14 protein-coding genes are annotated in these 16,773 nt (G+C 70.7%); 5 read left to right on the top strand and 9 right to left on the bottom strand.

Annotated elements, in window-relative coordinates:
* Positions 1–47: 47 nt before the first annotated feature.
* The 3 genes from AWX74_RS23805 to AWX74_RS23815 form a co-directional block, all read right to left on the bottom strand.
* Entirely contained in the window at positions 48–1,322 is a 1,275-nt protein-coding gene (locus AWX74_RS23805) for a tetratricopeptide repeat protein (RefSeq protein WP_091281141.1), read from the bottom strand.
* Positions 1,319–1,729, bottom strand: a complete 411-nt coding sequence (locus AWX74_RS23810; protein ID WP_091281144.1) for a PadR family transcriptional regulator — start codon at positions 1,727–1,729, stop codon at positions 1,319–1,321. Before AWX74_RS23810 ends, AWX74_RS23805 begins: the two co-directional genes overlap by 4 nt.
* Before the next feature lie 285 nt (positions 1,730–2,014).
* On the bottom strand, positions 2,015–2,806 hold the full coding sequence (locus tag AWX74_RS23815; protein WP_165615761.1) for an RICIN domain-containing protein: 792 nt from the start codon (positions 2,804–2,806) through the stop codon (positions 2,015–2,017).
* 511 nt (positions 2,807–3,317) lie between these two features.
* Here AWX74_RS23815 and AWX74_RS23820 point away from each other — a divergent pair.
* Positions 3,318–4,622 carry an NtaA/DmoA family FMN-dependent monooxygenase gene (locus AWX74_RS23820; protein ID WP_091281151.1) on the top strand — a complete coding sequence of 435 codons (1,305 nt, stop codon included), beginning with the start codon at positions 3,318–3,320 and terminating at the stop codon, positions 4,620–4,622.
* Positions 4,623–4,801: 179 nt separating this feature from the next.
* Here AWX74_RS23820 and AWX74_RS23825 read toward each other — a convergent pair whose 3' ends face one another.
* The 4 genes from AWX74_RS23825 to AWX74_RS23840 form a co-directional block, all read right to left on the bottom strand.
* Positions 4,802–5,596: a VOC family protein gene (locus AWX74_RS23825; protein ID WP_091281154.1), complete on the bottom strand. Its 795-nt coding sequence runs from the start codon at positions 5,594–5,596 to the stop codon at positions 4,802–4,804.
* Positions 5,597–5,833: 237 nt separating this feature from the next.
* Positions 5,834–6,829 (bottom strand): cobalamin biosynthesis protein, encoded by a 996-nt coding sequence (locus AWX74_RS23830; protein WP_091281157.1) that lies wholly within the window; start codon positions 6,827–6,829, stop codon positions 5,834–5,836.
* Positions 6,826–7,650: a CbtA family protein gene (locus AWX74_RS23835; RefSeq protein WP_091281160.1), complete on the bottom strand. Its 825-nt coding sequence runs from the start codon at positions 7,648–7,650 to the stop codon at positions 6,826–6,828. Before AWX74_RS23835 ends, AWX74_RS23830 begins: the two co-directional genes overlap by 4 nt.
* A gap of 50 nt (positions 7,651–7,700) precedes the next feature.
* On the bottom strand, positions 7,701–7,937 hold the full coding sequence (locus AWX74_RS23840) for a CbtB domain-containing protein (RefSeq protein ID WP_091281163.1): 237 nt from the start codon (positions 7,935–7,937) through the stop codon (positions 7,701–7,703).
* 314 nt (positions 7,938–8,251) lie between these two features.
* Between AWX74_RS23840 and AWX74_RS23845 the strand changes: the two genes are divergently transcribed.
* From AWX74_RS23845 to AWX74_RS23860, 4 genes are read left to right on the top strand one after another with little or no spacing between them, the layout of a single operon-like run.
* A complete protein-coding gene (locus AWX74_RS23845; RefSeq protein ID WP_193209697.1) occupies positions 8,252–9,625 on the top strand; it encodes an ABC transporter substrate-binding protein in 1,374 nt (457 codons plus the stop codon).
* Positions 9,604–10,509 (top strand): carbohydrate ABC transporter permease, encoded by a 906-nt coding sequence (locus tag AWX74_RS23850; protein ID WP_193209907.1) that lies wholly within the window; start codon positions 9,604–9,606, stop codon positions 10,507–10,509. Before AWX74_RS23845 ends, AWX74_RS23850 begins: the two co-directional genes overlap by 22 nt.
* Entirely contained in the window at positions 10,506–11,348 is an 843-nt protein-coding gene (locus AWX74_RS23855) for a carbohydrate ABC transporter permease (RefSeq protein WP_226930947.1), read from the top strand. The genes AWX74_RS23850 and AWX74_RS23855 overlap by 4 nt, the downstream gene beginning before the upstream one ends.
* Before the next feature lie 15 nt (positions 11,349–11,363).
* Positions 11,364–12,590: an ABC transporter ATP-binding protein gene (locus tag AWX74_RS23860; protein WP_091281168.1), complete on the top strand. Its 1,227-nt coding sequence runs from the start codon at positions 11,364–11,366 to the stop codon at positions 12,588–12,590.
* A gap of 59 nt (positions 12,591–12,649) precedes the next feature.
* Here the strand turns inward: AWX74_RS23860 and AWX74_RS23865 are convergent, their stop codons facing one another.
* Complete coding sequence (locus AWX74_RS23865) at positions 12,650–15,619, bottom strand: DEAD/DEAH box helicase (RefSeq protein WP_207550403.1); 2,970 nt, start codon at positions 15,617–15,619, stop codon at positions 12,650–12,652.
* Positions 15,620–15,673: 54 nt separating this feature from the next.
* The gene (gene tatC / locus AWX74_RS23870; protein WP_091281389.1) at positions 15,674–16,699 is read right to left on the bottom strand and encodes a twin-arginine translocase subunit TatC; all 1,026 of its coding nucleotides are present in this window, start codon (positions 16,697–16,699) and stop codon (positions 15,674–15,676) included.
* Positions 16,700–16,773: the final 74 nt, after the last annotated feature.

Here is a 16,773-nt window from a genome sequence, read left to right on the forward strand (position 1 = left end):
ACGTCGTCCTCGCGGCGCGCGGGACGACCACCCACGACGAAACCGGGTCAGGCGCCCGGTGAGCCGACGAGTTCGAGGAGGTACGCACGGGTGTCGATGGTGCTCGGATGGTCCGCGCCGAGACGGCTCGTCTGCGTCCGGAGAATCCTCCGCAGCTCGCGGCGCGCCGCCGGAACACGCCGCCGGTCGATCCGTGCCGTGGCCAGCGCGTGGTACTTCCGTGTCTCAAGGGTGTCGGGATGCCCGGCACCGAAGATTCTGCGGCGAGCCACCAGCACCCGCGCGCACAGATCGCGGGCACCTCGGATGTCCCCCATCGCCAGCAGCACCTGAGCCAGCGAATGCTCCGCGTCCAACGTGTCCGCGTGCAGGGGCCCGAGAAGAGCGGCCCGACTGTCGATGACAGCGCGGTAGGCCGCCTCGGCTTCGGCCCATCGCCCCTGCCTGCCCAGCAGCCAGGCGTACATGCAGTCGAAGTGCAGCCGCTGCGTCGCCGTCGTGTCGACGGCCTGCTCGATCATGGCCTCGAGCTCGGCGAAGACCACCTCGGCTTCGTCCGGCCGGCCCTGCTGCACCAGAGCCCAGGCCAGGTAGCGGCACGACTCCACCGTCTCAGGATGACCCGGGCCAAGCACCCTCGTCTGCCTCGTGTGGACGTCCCGCAGCTCGCGCTCCGCCCAGTCACGGTCACCGATCCGCAGCGCCGCCATCGCGCCGGTGAAGCGGCAGCTCAGCGCCGCGGGCCGATCCGCGTCCAGCAGGATCACGTGCGGCCGCGCCGCGGCGATCAGAGCGGCGCCGGCCCGGTCGTCCCGGTTCTCGACGAGCACCGCGCCGGTGTGGGCGACCAGAGCGAGCAGTTCGTCCCTGCTCCGCCGGTCGAACGTGCCAGCCGGGCTTCCGAGCAGCTGGAGCAGCAGCCGCGTCAGCGCGGTGAACCGCCGACGGCTGGCCCGCGGCAGACCACGGATATCCCCGAACGCGTAGATCGCCCGTGACAGCGACTCGATCGCGCTGATGCGCCAGGTGGTCGCCGCCGACCGCGCGGCGAGTCGATCAGGCCGGCCGAACCGCCGCCCGAGCGCGGCCCCGACAGCGGAGACGAACAGCCCGCCAGCGGTACACAGTTTGAGGAGCTTGCCGGGCCGGGCGTCGATGTGTGCGGCCAGCTCCTCGGCCCGCACGTGGGCTCGCAACGGGTCCGTATAGCGGAGGCGTGCGGCCCAGCGGGCGAGCACCCGGCCGAACCACGGAGCGATGTCATAGATCTCGTTCAGCAGATAGCAGCACATGATCCCCAGCAGAGGGCCGGCGATGTTCACCGCGCGCCACCGAAGAGAACGAAACGGCGCCACGCCCCGGTGAAGGAGAGGCCCCGAAGCGCGTCAGAGGGTCGCGCGGGTCCGGATTCGGCCGGCCGCACAACGCCCCGGCGGTTGCTGCTTCCCCGTCGCTCAGCCAGTAGTTCCCGCGCCGCCGCGGCTCCTTCGGCCGAAAGGACGTACAGGCGGCGACGGGGCCGGGACGGCTCCACCGGAGGCTCCTCCCACCGGCCGGTCACCCACCCCAGATCCTCGAGGCGGTCGAGAATTCCGTAGACGGTCGGCCCTGACCTCCCCGTCGACCTGGAGATGACCCATCCATGGAGCTCCTCGGATTTCTGCATGGCGTCAAGAAAGGCTTCCAGGACGTCGAGAAGCGGGCCCGTGACCCGAGTGGGATCCGGCATGACCCTTAATCTACCTAGGAAGAACAAGCGCCGCAGCCATTTCGTCAAACCCGACAAATATCGGGACAATCCGCCGTCAGCCGACCCGCCGCCCGTTCCGGCGCTCGCGACAGCTCAATGCGGATGGCGCTGCCGGGCACCGCGAACGCGTGAGCCCAACGCTCCTGCGACTCGCTGTCCAGCCGGCGCGGCGTCGCGTGCCGCGGCGAGAACGGCGGGCGCGTCTGCTCCCTGTTCTCGGTGGGGATCCGGGCGAGCCGGGTGGATTGGCCACCGTGGCGGACGTCAGGCGCCGCCAAAACGCCAGTACTGCTCAGGTCGATCGCCGCAGACCGTCTGGATCACCGGTGCGGTCTGCCGCGTGTCCCCGTCGCGTACCGCCAGGCAGAGCCCACTGTTGTTGTTGATGATCCGATACAGCGGACGACGACTGGAATCCAGGAACTGGAACTCGATACGCCAGAAATGGTCCGGATAGTTGCCGCACAGGTACTGGTTGACGTTCGCTCCAACCGCCACGCTCGCCCCAGGCACCGCAGCGCAGAATCCGCTGTGATTGTTAACTATCCGGTACACCACCTGCCCGCCCCCCGCGGCGGACCACGGGTCGATCCGCCAGTAGGTGTCGGGAAAGTCCCCACAGCCGAACTGGTTCAGATCCACATAGGTGTTCGTGCTGGCCCCCGGCACAGCCAGGCACAGCCCGCTGTTGTGGTTCACCACCCGCACCGGGCTGTCGATGGGGACCGTCGGGTCCGGCGCCTGCGGGGGTGGCGCAGCGGAGGCGCGCGGTTCCGGCAACACCGATGACGGCGCCGGCGCTGTCGGCGAACGGCTGTCGGGGGTCAGCTGTGCCGGCGAGCGAGCGGTTGACGCAGGGCTGGCGGCCGCCACCGGTGACAGGAGCGACGCGGCCGGCGACGGACCGCGCGGGGTCGGCGATGATGGCGACGAGCCGTCAGTGGTCGCCCGGTTTGTGACGGGCTCCGATCTCACGATCTCCGCCGAGCGCGCACGGTACGGACCGACCAGCACGGTGATCAGAATGCCGATCAGCGGAATCACGATGCCAACCACCCACCATGCCCATCTTGGTGGCTGGTCTGTCATAGAACTGCGTCAAATGACTGGGATTTCCTCAATCCCCACATCACCTGTAGCACCCGCACACTCCCCCCGCGAGATCTCCCGGGAAACAGTATCGCCTAAAACGTGCGCTTCCCTGTGTTTCCTGGTCAACCCGGCCCTTGGCGGGGCCCCGGTTGACCAGGAACAGCCGACACGCCCGAACACGCACCTGCCTGCCGAAGAACCGGTGTCTGCCCGTGCCCTGGGAGTTCCGCCGCCAGCGGGGGCACGGTCCTGACGCGGGTCGCCGTCGCGTACTGCGGCGCGATCGAAGCACACCGGGCACCGATCGGGAACCGCACGGCGGATCCGCCGGCGCAACAGCAGGGCAACCAGACGGCTCCTGGCCGGCAATCCGCGGCGACAAGACTGCCGCGTGCCTGGATCAACGACCCGCGCACGGCCCCATCGGCCCCGGCTGCCGCCACCCGTCGTGGGTACGACCGCGAGGGAGACACACATGTTCCACCTGGGCTGGTTCGTCGGCAGTGGATTCGGGCCGCAGGCCTGGAACGACATGTGGTCGGGCACGCTTTCCTCGGAATGGACCAGGGGCAGCTTTTACACCGATCTCGCCCGTTCGCTCGAGCGCGCGTTCTTCGACTACCTGATCCTCGAAGACGGCCTGATGATCACCGATACCTACAAGGGGACGATGGAGGTCGATCTCGCCCACGCCTGGGAGTCACCGCGGTTGGACCCGATGGCCGCCGTGGCCGTGATGAGCCAGGCCACCTCACGCATCGGGCTGGTCGCGACACTGTCCACGTCGTTCTATCCGCCGTTCATGGCGGCCCGGATGCTGGCATCTCTCGACCACCTCTCCGAGGGCAGGGCCGGGGCGAACCTGGTGACGTCCAGCAGCCACCGCTCGGCCCAGAACTTCGGCTTCGCGGAACACTTCGAGCACGACCTTCGCTACGAGATGGCCGACGAGTGGATGGAGCTGGTGGATCGGCTCCTGTCCTCCTGGGAGCCCGGCGCGGTCATCGCCAGTGGCGGGGTCTTCGCGGATCATCGCAAGGTGCACACCGTCGACTTCGACGGGCGTCTCCACCGCAGCCGCGGGCCTCTCAACGCCCCGGCCGGGCCGCAGGGCCGCCCGGTGATCTGCCAGGCCGGCGGGTCACCCGCGGGCCGGGAGCTCGCCGCGAAGCACGCCGACACCATCATCGCCGTGCCGCACGGCGTGGACGCGATGCGCGCCTACCGGGACGACATCTCCGAGCGCATGCTTCGGCACGGGCGCAAGCCGGCCGACTGCAAGGTGCTGTTCCTGGTCAACCCGGTTCTGGGCGAGACCGACGCGGAGGCCCGCGAGACCCTGGCCCGCCGCCGCGCACGGCAGCACGACCCCGACGTCATGGACACCATCCTCGGGCAGATGTCCTATTTCAGCGGCATCGATTTCGCGCAGTTCGACCTGGACGCTCCTTTCCCGGATCTGACCGGCCAGGTGAACGGCCACCAGAGCTCGATGGCCCGGTTCGCCGCCGCCGCGGGCGGACGCACGCTGCGGGAGACCGTGATGGATCACGACACGGTCGAGTCGGTGGAGCTGGTCGGATCGCCGGACACCGTCGCCGTGCAGATGGGCGAGGTGATGGACGCCGTCGGCGGCGACGGTTTCCTGATCGCCACGCCGGTGCACCGCCGTTCGGTCAGCGAGATCGTGGACGGGCTCGCCCCGGCGCTGCGCCGCCGCGGGCTCATGCGCGGGTCGTACCCGCACCGGCTGTTCCGCGACAACCTGCTCGACTTCTGATCGATCGACACTGACGCTGCCTCCGTGCAAGGCCTGGCAGAACGACACCGGCCAGCACCCGGACGGGCTGCGGCCGGGCGGAACCCGGGATGACGTGCGGCCCGCCCCGGTGACCACCTCTCACCGGGGCCGGACCTCCCGCCGGGTGGATCGCACCGGGGCCGCGGGCGGCATCCACCTCAGGCGGTCGCCTGCTCCTCCTTGTTGGGCCCGACCAGCTTGAAGGCGGCGCCGAACGGGTCGGCCGCGATCGCGAGCCGGCCGTAGGGGGTGTCGATCGGCGGCTGGGCGATCGTGCCGCCGAGCTTCTCGGCCAGGGCCACCGCGGCATCGGTGTCCTCCACCGCGATGTACACACCCCAGTGCGACGGGACGCCCTCGGGGAGGAAACGCGAAGCATCCATGATCCCCGCGTACTGCTCGCCGGCGTCGTCGACCTGGACGAGGTAGCGGAAGTCGTCGGTGTCCCCCATGAGCTTCGTCTTCCAGCCGAAGACCTCCTGGTAGAAGGGGACGGAGGCGGCGAAGTCACGGCTCATCAGCTCGAACCAGCCGGGTGCTCCCGGCTCGGCCAGCAGCTGGAAACCACGGTGGCTGCCCTGCTGCCACAGGCCGATCACCGCACCCGCGGGGTCGGTCACCACGGCCATGGTTCCCAGGTCGGCCACGGGCATCGGCGGGACCAGCACGGTTCCCCCGTGCGCGGATGCCGCCGCCACGGTCTTCTCCGCATCCGCCACCATCAGATAGGTGGTCCAGACGTCGGGGAGCTCGGCCTCCTGCTTCGGCATCCCGCCGGCGATCATCTTCCCGTCCTTGCTGAAGAACATGAAGTAGCCGCCGAACTCCTCGGACGGCTCCGCCGGGACCCAGCCGAACAGCTCCGCGTAGAACGCGCGGGCGCCTTCGACGTCCGAGGTCATCAGGTCGATCCAGCAGGGGGCGCCAGGCAGGGTGGTGTCGTTGGCGGGCATCACAGGCTCCTTCATCGTCGTGGCACGCGGCGCGCGGGGCGCGGGAGGTGCTCCCGCAGGTCGCTGTGCTCGTGCTGTCGACAGATTGGACCCGACCACCGACAGAAACTCATCGCCGCACGGCCGCGGCGTTGCGAGAAATTCGCCGACGGCATGCCGACGCCTGCCGACGCCAGGCGATCGCCCGACGATCAGAGCGGGGTGAAGCAGGGCGCGCCGCCGTGGCCGCACCGGCGATCAGGCCTGCTCCCCCGCCGTGGCCCGCGACCTCGACCTCGACCGCGTCGCCGCCGCGGCGGCGACGCCGGCGCTGAGCCCGGCCGCGGCCACCGTGACCGCTCCGGACAGGCGCGCCGCGACCGCCAGGTCCTCGACCTGCGGCCGGCGTCCGGTGCCCAGCTCGGGACGGTGCTCGACGCCGTGGGCATACCGCAGCTCGCCGCCGAGCCGCAGGCCGGCCGCCCCGGCGAACGCGGCCTCGGCCATACCCGAGTTCGGGCTGGGGTGGCGGCGGCCGTCCCGGCGCACCGTCCGCAGCGCCTGCGCCGGTGAGCCGCCGACCACCGGGGCACAGGCACAGGTCAGCAGCGCGCAGACCCGGGCGGGCAGCAGGTTGGCCAGGTCGTCGGCCCGGGCGGCGGCCCAGCCGAAGCGGCGATGGCGGGCGTTGCGGTAGCCGACCATCGCGTCCAGGGTGTTCACCGCCCGATAGGCGACGAGACCGGGCAGGCCGGCGGCCGCACCCCACAGCAGCGGTGCGACGACGGCGTCCGAGGTGTTCTCGGCCAGCGACTCGACCCCGGCCCGGGCGAGCCCGGCCGCATCGAGCACCGACGGGTCCCGCCCGCACAGCGACGGCAGCCGGGAACGCGCGGCAGCCAGGTCGGCCCGGGCCAGCTCGCCGCCGAGCGCTCGGCCCTCCCGGCGTAGCGATGTGCCGCCCAGCACCGCCCACGTGGTCGCGGCGGTCAGCGCCGTCAGGGCCAGCCCGGCCGCCGGGCTGGCGGGGCGGGCGGCCAGCGCTCGTTCCACCCGGTGGGCGGCCAGCGCCGGGACTCCGACGAGCACCGCCGCGTACGCGGCACCGACCAGCCGGTTGTCACGATGGACGACACGCTCGAGACTCCCGGCGACCCGGCCGAAACCAGCCACCGGATGGGACCGGGCCGGATCCGCGAAAAGCACGTCGAGCCCCGCGCCGAGCAGCAGGCCCAGGGCTCGGCGGCCGATCAACCGGCCGAGCCGCTCGACGCCGGCGAGGCCGACACCGGAAGGGCCGTGGTACGCCGGGCCGGTGACGGGTTGAGCACACGTTCGGCGAGCGGGCCGAAGCCGAGCCCGAGCACCACCCAGACCAGCGCCTGGGTGCCCAGCGAGGACAACCGGAAACGCCACAACAGCTCGGCCGGGAAGGATGCGGGCACCTCGTTGACCACGGGCATGAGAACGGCGGCCACCGTCACCAGCACGGTGAACGCCCCGGCCGAGGCGAGCCAGGCGTTCCATCGGCTGCTGCGGCCGGCGAGCGTCCGGCCGACCTGAGCCGCGATCAGTGCGGCCAGCACCGAGACCAGAACCATCACCACGTACAGGCCGGTCCGGCGGTCGATGGTGTCCGCGTTCCCGACTGCCGGGGGATTCGCCGGGTACTTGAGAAAGGGAACCAGGGCGACCGCGACGAAACCGCCCAGCGCGACTGTCGCGGCGGTGGCCCGCATCCCCGGCACGCCGATGCGACCGTAGGCGACGGCGCACGCGATGGCGAAAAGCCCGCCCATCGCGACGCCGTACAGGCCGGTCGCGACGGCCAGGCCGATCCCCTTCTGGGTCGACCGTGACACCTCCGCGGGCTCCTCGTGCGAGTGCGTGGCCGCGGCCTCGTCGTCATGCTCGCCGTGGGAATGCGGGGTCACCGCCTCCCCCTGGGCCGCCGCCTCCTCGAGGGCGATCGCCGCGTCGACCTGCGGCTCACCCGCGATGGAGGCGAACCCGAAGGCGACCAGACCGGCGACGAGACCTACGAGCATGCCAAATACAAGAAGTCTGCGCATCATGTGAAACGGCCTCCGCCGTCAGCGCGGAAAGCTCCGCGGGCCGAGGCGGATCAGTGGCAGGGGAAACCGAGCAGGTGCCGACCATCGTGCACGAACTCGTGGATCCAGGTGCCGCCCACCATCGAGAAGGCGCCCTCCTCGGACCCGACGAAGTAGATCACGAGCAGCATGAGCACGCCCGTGAGCACAGCCCACGGAACGATCTCGCGCAGCGGAAGCTGAAGCGGCCGCGCGCCGCCGACTGACGGAGCGGGAACAACAGACGAGGGAACAACGGACTCGGCCATGCGAGGACCTCCCAGGGATCACGCGTCCCACTGGTTGTTACGTGACGAATCGGGTCTGGCTTCCACCCATGAGGGAAATCCCCCCAGGCGGTCACAGTGGCGCGGCCGCGCCGGAATCTCACCGGCTTCCTGTCAACATCACGACTATCGGCAGTCAGGCTACGAGATATCCGAACGCACCGTCAACGGCGAGTTCCACCTGTCTGTTCCAAGTCACAACGCCTACCGTGATCGGCACGCAACTCTTCTCACACGAAATCCGGGCATGGGGCCGCACCGGGTAGCACTCTGATCTCCGTCAGGAAGGAGGGGCCGTGCTCCCGAGAAGGCGGCCTGGGCCGGTGACGCTGGACGCGCGGTCGGCCCGCTCGGTGTTGGTGCGGCCGACCCACGCAGCGCTGTTCCGCAGGGCAACGGTCCGCTCGGCAGCGGTCCGCACGGCAGCGGCTGGCTCGGTGGTGGTCGGCTCGGCGACGCTGCTCATCGCCGGCTGCGGGAGCCGGCCGGCCGGCGGTCCACCGGCCCTGCACTGGTATGTCTACAACGAGTCGTCCGGGTCGTTCGCGGCAGCTGCGGCGGACTGCTCCAAGTCCTCGGGTGGCGCCTACCGGATCAGCATCGACGTCCTGCCGAACGACGCCGACGGCCAGCGCCAGCAGCTGGTGCGCAGGCTGGCCGCCGAGGACACCTCGATGGACATCCTCGCCCTCGACGTTACCTGGACGCCCGAGTTCGCCGAGGCCGGGTGGATCGAGGCGTTCGACGACGCCACCGCGCAGCGGATCACCACCGGCACGCTCCCGGTCGCGACCCGCACCGGCACCTGGGCGAACCACCTGTACGCGGCGCCGTTGAACACCAACGTGCAGCTGCTGTGGTATCGCAAGGACCTGGTTCCCACTCCCCCGCGGACCTGGGACGAGATGCTCGCGGCCGCCCGCGGTCTCGCGGCGCGCGGGAGGCCGCACCTCGTCGAGGTGCAGGGAGCCCAGTACGAGGGGCTGACGGTCCTGTTCAACACGCTGGTGGCCTCGGCGGGTGGTTCGATCCTCTCCGCGGACGGATCTCAGGTAACGCTGGGCGCACCGGCGGAGCGGGCGGTGGCAGCGATCCGGGCGCTGGCGGACTCACCGGCGGCCGACCCGTCCTGGTCGAACCAGCGGGAGGACGACAACCGGCTGGTCTTCGAGAGCGGGGCGGCGGCGTTCCAGCTCAACTACCCGTTCGTCTATCCGTCGGCGCGGCACAACGCGCCGGGCCTGGTGCCCGAGATCGGCTGGGCGCAGTGGCCTGGCCTCGTCGCCGGGCAGCCGTCGCATCCCACCATCGGTGGTTACAACCTCGCGGTCAGCTCCTATTCGGCCCATCCCGGCCTGGCCCGACGGGCGATCGAATGCCTGCGCGGCCGGGCCAACCAGATCCGTACCGCGATCAGGGGCGGGCTGGCGCCCACCTTGGAGGCCCTCTACACCGACCGGGAGCTGCTCGACGGCGGCTACCCGTTCGCCGCCGCGGTCGGTGAGGCGTTGCGCAACGCGAGCGTCCGGCCGCGGACCCCGGCGTACCAGACCGTGTCGTTGCAGATCTCCGACGCCCTGTCGCCGCCACGGTCGGCTTCGGCGGGGCGGCTCGACGGCCTGCGCACCGCGATCGCCGACGCGCTCGAATCGAAGGGGCTGGTCCCCTGAGCGGGCTGTCGCCGCGGACGCGGGCCGAGCGGCGGTTGGGCTGGCTGCTGTGCGCGCCGGCGGTGCTGGTGATCCTGCTGGTCACCGCGTATCCGATCGGCTACGCGGTCTATCTGTCGCTGCGCCGGTACGACCTGCGCTTCCCCGCCGACACGGCGTTCGTGGGGCTGGCGAACTACGGCACGGTGCTGTCGAGCGGGCTGTGGTGGCAGGCACTGAAGATCACCATGATCATCACGGTGGTCTCGGTGGCGATCGAGTTCGTGCTGGGCCTGGCGCTCGCGCTGCTGATGCACCGGACGCTGGTCGGCCGCGGCCTGGTACGCACCGTCATCCTGATCCCCTACGGCATCGTGACCGTGGTCGCCGCCTTCGGCTGGCGCTTCGCCTGGACGCCGGGCACCGGCTACCTGGCCGGCCTGTTCGGGGACGCCGCGCCCCTGACCTCGCAGACCTGGGGCGTAGCCGTGATCATCCTCGCGGAGGTGTGGAAGACGACGCCGTTCATGGCGTTGCTGCTGCTCGCTGGGCTGGCGCTGGTTCCCGAGGAGCTGCTGCGAGCGGCACAGGTGGACGGAGCCGGGGCGTGGGCGCGGCTGCGCCGGGTGACGCTGCCGCTGATGAAGCCGGCGATCCTGGTGGCGCTGCTTTTCCGCACCCTGGACGGCTTCCGCATCTTCGACGACGTCTATGTGCTGACGGCAGGCGCCCACGACACCCGCTCGGTGTCCATCCTCGGCTACGACAACCTGTTCACCGCGTTGAACCTCGGCGTCGGCTCCGCGCTGTCCGTTCTGATCTTCGGAGTCGTCGCGCTGATCGCCGTCGTGTTCATCCGGGGATTCGGGACGGCGGCGCCGGGCCAGGAAGCGGACCACCGTTGACCAGCGACCCGGCAGCCGGAAACCGGGCCCTGCTGGGCTGGGTGACGGCGAACACGGTCGTCGTCGTCCTGTCGCTGGTACCGCTGCTGTGGCTGGTGTCGCTGTCGTTCAAGACGCCGGAGTCCATCGGCGACGGCCGTCTCGTGCCCACCGACTGGACCCTGGCGAACTACCGGGGAATCTTCACGCAGTCGCTGTTCACCCGGGCGCTGGTGAACTCACTCGGCATCGCGCTGATCTCGACCCTGCTCGCCGTCGGGATCGGCGGCCTGGCCGCGTACGCGATCGCCCGGCTGCGCTTCCCGGGGCGGCGGGCGCTGGTGGGGCTGGCGCTGCTGATCGCGATGTTCCCGCAGATCTCCCTGGTCAGCCCACTGTTCAACCTGTGGCGCCAGCTGGGGATCTTCGACACCTGGATCGGGCTGATCGTCCCGTACCTGACGTTCTCGCTGCCGCTGGCCATCTACACCCTCGCCACGTTCTTCCGGGAGATCCCGCCGGACCTGGAGAAGGCCGCCGCGATGGACGGGGCCACGCCGGCTCAGACCTTCCTCCGGGTGATCCTCCCGCTGGCGGCGCCCGGGACGGTGACCACCGCGATCCTGGTGTTTATCTTCTGCTGGAACGACTTCCTGTTCGCGATCTCGCTGACGTCCACGGAGTCGTCCCGCACAGCCCCGGCGGCGATCGCCTTCTTCACCGGGGCGTCGCAGTTCGCCCAGCCGATCGGGTCGATCGCGGCGGCGGCCGTGGTCATCACCATCCCGATCATCGTCTTCGTTCTGCTGTTCCAACGACGGATCGTCGCCGGGCTGACCTCCGGCGCGGTGAAGGGCTAGGGGTTGGCGCCGGTCATGGCCGACATCGTTCTGGATCATGTGAGCAAGCGCTTCGCCGACGGCCGGGTCGTGGTCGACGACGTCACCCTGACGATCGCCGACGGCGAGTTCCTGATCCTGGTCGGCCCGTCAGGATGCGGGAAGTCGACCACCCTGAACATGATCGCCGGGCTGGAGGACATCTCCGCCGGCGAGCTGCGCATCGGCGGGAAGGTCGTCAACCGGCTGTCGCCGAGGGATCGCGACATCGCGATGGTGTTCCAGTCGTACGCGCTGTACCCGCATATGACGGTGCGGCAGAACATGGGGTTCGCGCTGTCGTTGGCGAAGCTGCCGAAGATCGAGATCGCCCGCAGGGTGGAGGAGGCGGCGCGGATCCTCGGCCTGACCGAGCACCTCGAACGCCGGCCGGCCGCGCTGTCCGGCGGGCAGCGGCAGCGGGTGGCGATGGGCCGCGCGATCGTCCGCTCACCGCAGGCCTTCCTCATGGACGAACCACTCTCGAACCTGGACGCGAAGCTGCGCGTGCAGACCCGGACCCAGATCTCCCGGCTGCAGAACCGCCTCGGGACGACCACCGTGTACGTGACCCACGACCAGACCGAGGCGATGACGCTCGGCGACCGGGTGGCGGTCATGCGGGCGGGACGCATCCAGCAGATCGCTCCCCCGGGCGAGCTCTACGCGGCTCCGGTGAACATCTTCGTGGCCGGGTTCATCGGCTCGCCGGCGATGAACTTCCTGCCGGTGACCCTCACCGCCGACGGCCGCGCGCTGCGCACTCCCCTGGGCGAGTGGCGGCTGGACGGGCCGCGGCCTGATGACGGACGTCAGCTCGACGACGGGCGGCTGGTGGACCGGCTGCGCCGGGCGGCACCGCCGTCGGGTGAGCGCCCACTCGTGTGCGGGATCCGTCCCGAGCACTTCGAGGACGCCGCCCTCGTCCCCGCAGACCGCGGTGGCGCACGGTGCACGGTGCGCGCCGAGGTCGTGGAGTCCCTCGGCTCCGACAAGTACGTCTACTCGTCCTGGGCGGGCCCGGTGGCGCTGGGCACCGATCTATCCGCCGATCTGCCCACCGATCCGCCCCTGCCCGCAGGCGCCGGCACTCAGCTGGTCGCGCGGCTCGACGCGGCCAGCCGCGCGGCCGAGGGCGAGCCGGTGCGGCTGTGGGTGGACACGACACGGCTTCACCTGTTCGACCCGGCCAGCGGCGCCAACCTCACCGCGCCCCGGGTCTGAGAGTCCGCGCAGGCCCGACGTCCGCGCGGGCCCGAGGTGCGCTCAGGCCCGAGGTGCGCTCAGGTCGACATCGAGTAGGCGACCACTCCGCGGCGGATCGCGTCCATCGCGTCCCGGGCGGCCTTGCCCACCCCGGCCCCGCTCTCGCCCGCCATGAACCTCGGCGCCAGCTGCGCGATCTGGTCGAGAAGGTCGAGGAGCTGACGCATCCAGCGGACGAAATCACCGGCGGTGAGCTCGGTGCCGGCCTCCGAGAGCACCCGTTCCAGCCCACGGCCCGACGCCCACCCGAAGGCTGCCGCGACGAAACCCAGGTCCGGTGGGCGGAGGAAGCCCAGCCGGTGATCGTCCTCGACCATGCTCAGGCGGGTGTAGATGTTCGCCATGTCCGCGAGGGCTTCCTGCAGGGCGGCACCGCCGGGCAACGCGGGGGCCGCGACATCGTCTCCACGCGGTTCGAACACCAGCGTCGAGACGGCCGCGGCCAGTGCGGGCGGGGTCAGCCCCTCCCACGCCCCGGTGCGCAGGCATTCCGCGACCTGCAGGTCCTGCTCGGTGTAGATCCGTGCCAGCATGGCCCCGGCCTCGGTGACGGAGTCGCCGCCGGCGCTGAGGTAGCCGAGCTCGGCGAGGGTGTCCCGGACCCGGTCGAACGTTCGGGCCACCGTGTTCGTCCGCCCCTCGACCTTGCGTTCGAGACCGGCGGTCTCCCGGCGCAGCCGGTCGATGCGCTCGGCGGAACGCAGGTGGGCCTCACGCTGCGGGCAGTCGTGCACGGGATGGCCCCGCATGGCACGGCGCAGCCGGGCGAGCTCGGTGTCGTCCGCCGCCAGCGACCGCATCCGCTCCCGCCGGCCGGGCTCCTCGGGCAGCCGGGTGTTGCGCAGTGACGACGCCAGATCGCGGCGGGCCTGCGGTGAGCGGGGGTTGAACGACTTCGGGATCCGCACCCGCGCCAGCGGCTCCACCGGGACCGGGAAATCGATCATCGACAGCCGCCGGACCTGCCGGTCCACGGTGAGGACGACCGGCCGGGGCCCTTCCGGCGACCCGGTGTCGAGCCCGGCGTCCAGCACCACGACGAGGCCGCCGCGCCGCCCCGAGGGGACGCGCACCACGTCCCCGCTGCGCAGTTTCGCCAACGCCTCGGCCACCTCGGACTGCCGGCGCGCCGTGCCCGCACGGGACAGGTTGTTCTCCCGCTCCCGGATCTGGCGACGCAGCTCGTCGTACTCCGTGACGGCACCGCGGTCGCAGTCCAGCGCGGCGGTCAGCTCCTCGATCGCGGTCTGGTTACGGCGTACGGCACGGGCGATCCCCACCACCGCCTTGTCCGCCTGGAACTGCGCGAACGACGACTCCAACACCACCCGCGCGCGCTGCGCACCGAGCCGCCCGACCAGGTTGACGGCCATGTTGTAGGACGGCCGGAACGACGACTTCAACGGGTAGGTACGGGTCGACGCGAGGCCGGCGAGGGCGAGGGGGTCCAGCCCGGGCTGCCACAGCACCACCGCATGGCCCTCGACGTCGATCCCGCGTCGCCCGGCACGCCCGGTGAGCTGGGTGTACTCCCCCGGGGTGATGTCCGCCCTGGTCTGGCCGTTGAACTTCGTCAGGCGTTCGAGCACAACGGTACGAGCCGGCATGTTGATGCCCAGGGCGAGGGTCTCGGTGGCGAACACGGCGCGGACCAGCCCGCGGACGAACAGCTCCTCCACCACCTCCTTGAAGGTGGGGAGCATGCCGGCGTGGTGGGCGGCGATGCCGCGTTCCAGCCCGTCGAGCCACTGCCAGTAGCCGAGCACGTCGAGGTCGGCCTGCGGAATGCCCGCCGTCCGGGCCCGCACATGCGCGTTGATCTCCCGCCGTTCGTCGGATGTCGTCAGGCGCAGGCCCGCCTGGACGCAGGAGTTCACCGCGGCGTCACAGCCGACCCGGCTGAAGATGAACACGATCGCGGGGAGCAGACCAGCCCGGTCGAGCCGGATCACGACGTCCGGGCGGCTCGGGGGCCCGAAACGACGCCGACCGCCACCATTACCGCCACCGCCACCGCCACCATTACCGCCACCCGGCCGGCCCGAACGCGAGGAGCGGGGCCCGCGGCCGCGCTCGTAGCCGGACTGTGACTCCTCACGCGCGAGCCTGAGCAGGTCCGGGTTGACCACCCGGCCGCCCGCTGCCTGGCCACCCGAGTCACTCGACCGCGGGCCGCCTGGCGTTACCCGCTCCGCGGCAGCGGCCCGGTTCGCGGCAGGCGCCCGATTCGCGGCACGCCTCCCGGCCACGGGAGCGTCGGGGCTGTCCGGGGTGGTCGTGGTGCGTGCGTCAGTGCCGGAGACCGGGCCGTCCGAGGCCGTGGCACGCGACCCGGAGGAGCGATCGACGAAGAGATCGTGCAGGGACCGATCGGCGAGCACATGCTGGTAGAGCGGCACCGGGCGATGCTCGCTGACGATCACTCTGGTGTGGCCCCGGACGGTGACCAGCCACTCGGCGAACTCCTCGGCGTTGCTGACCGTCGCCGACAGGGAGACCAGGCGCACGTGCTGAGGAAGGTGAATGATCACCTCCTCCCACACGGCGCCCCGCTGGCGGTCGGCGAGGTAGTGGACCTCGTCCATGACCACGTAGGCGAGCGCGTCCAGCCGGCCGCTGCCCGCGGCCTCGGTGTAGAGCATGTTGCGCAGGACCTCGGTGGTCATCACGACCACCGGGGCGTCGCCGTTGCGCGACGTGTCGCCGGTCAGCAGGCCGATCGAGTCGGCACCGTAACGGGCGACCAGATCCGCGTACTTCTGGTTCGACAGCGCCTTGATCGGCGTGGTGTAGAAGCAGCGGGTGCCGGTGGCGAGCGCGAGGTGCGCCGCGAACTCGCCGACGACCGTCTTGCCGGCGCCCGTCGGCGCGGCCACGAGCACACCTTCGCCCTGGGCGAGGGCGTTGACGGCCTCGGACTGGAACGGATCGAGCCCGAAGGGATACCGGGCCGCGAATTCCTCGACGGCGCCAGGCGCGGAGGACACGTTGCTCACCCTACGCCGCCTGGGCGTGGCGCAAAAAGTGGGTGTTCGGCGGAATCAGGTGACGTCGCCGTGAAGGTTGTCGGCAGGGGACGCACCCGCGGCACCGGCCACCACCGTGTCGACGTTCAACCCGCTGCCCGAGCCGGCCGCGGCCCCGCCACCCCGGCTGCCCGTGCTGGTCGCACGGTCCGCCCTGGTGTCGTCGAAGTCGAGCGGCGAGACCTCGTCGTCAGCCAGGTCCGCGTACGGCGAGGTGTCACCCCGGCGGATCTTGCGCCGGTCGTTGACCCACCCGATGATCAGCGCGACCTCATAGAGGAAGATCATCGGCAGGCCCAGTGCCAGCATGGTGAAGGGGTCCTGGCTCGGCGTCACGACCGCGGCGAAGACGAACACCAGGAAGATCTCGGCCCGCCGCCAGGAGCGCAGCTTCGCGGTCGTGACCAGACCCGCGAGGTTCAGCATCGTGATGAGCAGCGGCACCTCGAACGACAGCCCGAAGACCAGCAGCATCGCGAAGACGTAGCTCAGGTACTTGCTTCCGTCCAGGACGCTGACAAGACCGTCGCCACCGAAGCCGAGCAGCAGTTTCAGGCCGGTCTGGAGCGTGATGTAGGCGAAGAAGCCGCCGGCGGCGAACAGGACGAGCGAGGCGAGGACGAAGGTCAGCGACCAGCGCCGCTCGTTGCGGTGCAGACCGGGGGTGATGAACGACCAGAGCTGGTAAAGCCAGATCGGGGCCGAGAACACCGCACCCGAGAGCATCGAGATCTTCAGCCGGATGGTGAAGGCATCCAGGATGCCGAAGAAGTACAGGTTGCAGGACCCGTCGGCGCCACCGAAGTCACCGCGCTTGTCTGCTGGCAGGGAGCAGTACGGGTCGATCAGCCACTGGAAGATGTTCGGCTCCCAGATGAAGCAGATGATCGACGCTACGCCGAAGGCGAGAAGCGCCTTGGCCAGGCGGTTCCGCAGCTCTCGCAGGTGCTCGGTGAGAGGCATCCTGCTGTCCTCGACCGTGCGGGTGCGCCGCTGGTTCACCGACGAGGCGAGGGTGCGCGGCGTTGGCAACCGTGGCACGGGCTGAGGCTCCTGCTCGATGAGGGCGATGGTTCGGACGGACGGGCTCACCACGGATGATCGGGGCGACGCTG

This window comes from Parafrankia irregularis (genome assembly GCF_001536285.1).
Classification (GTDB): domain Bacteria; phylum Actinomycetota; class Actinomycetes; order Frankiales; family Frankiaceae; genus Parafrankia; species Parafrankia irregularis.

Excerpts from the sequence above, each read along its gene's own strand:
- AWX74_RS23810 (WP_091281144.1), bottom strand. The coding sequence starts at position 1,729 with ATGCCGGATCCCACTCGGGTCACGGGCCCGCTTCTCGACGTCCTGGAA.
- AWX74_RS23825 (WP_091281154.1), bottom strand. The coding sequence starts at position 5,596 with ATGCCCGCCAACGACACCACCCTGCCTGGCGCCCCCTGCTGGATCGAC.
- AWX74_RS23820 (WP_091281151.1), top strand. The coding sequence starts at position 3,318 with ATGTTCCACCTGGGCTGGTTCGTCGGCAGTGGATTCGGGCCGCAGGCC.
- AWX74_RS23860 (WP_091281168.1), top strand. The coding sequence starts at position 11,364 with ATGGCCGACATCGTTCTGGATCATGTGAGCAAGCGCTTCGCCGACGGC.
- AWX74_RS23840 (WP_091281163.1), bottom strand. The coding sequence starts at position 7,937 with ATGGCCGAGTCCGTTGTTCCCTCGTCTGTTGTTCCCGCTCCGTCAGTC.
- AWX74_RS23835 (WP_091281160.1), bottom strand. The coding sequence starts at position 7,650 with ATGATGCGCAGACTTCTTGTATTTGGCATGCTCGTAGGTCTCGTCGCC.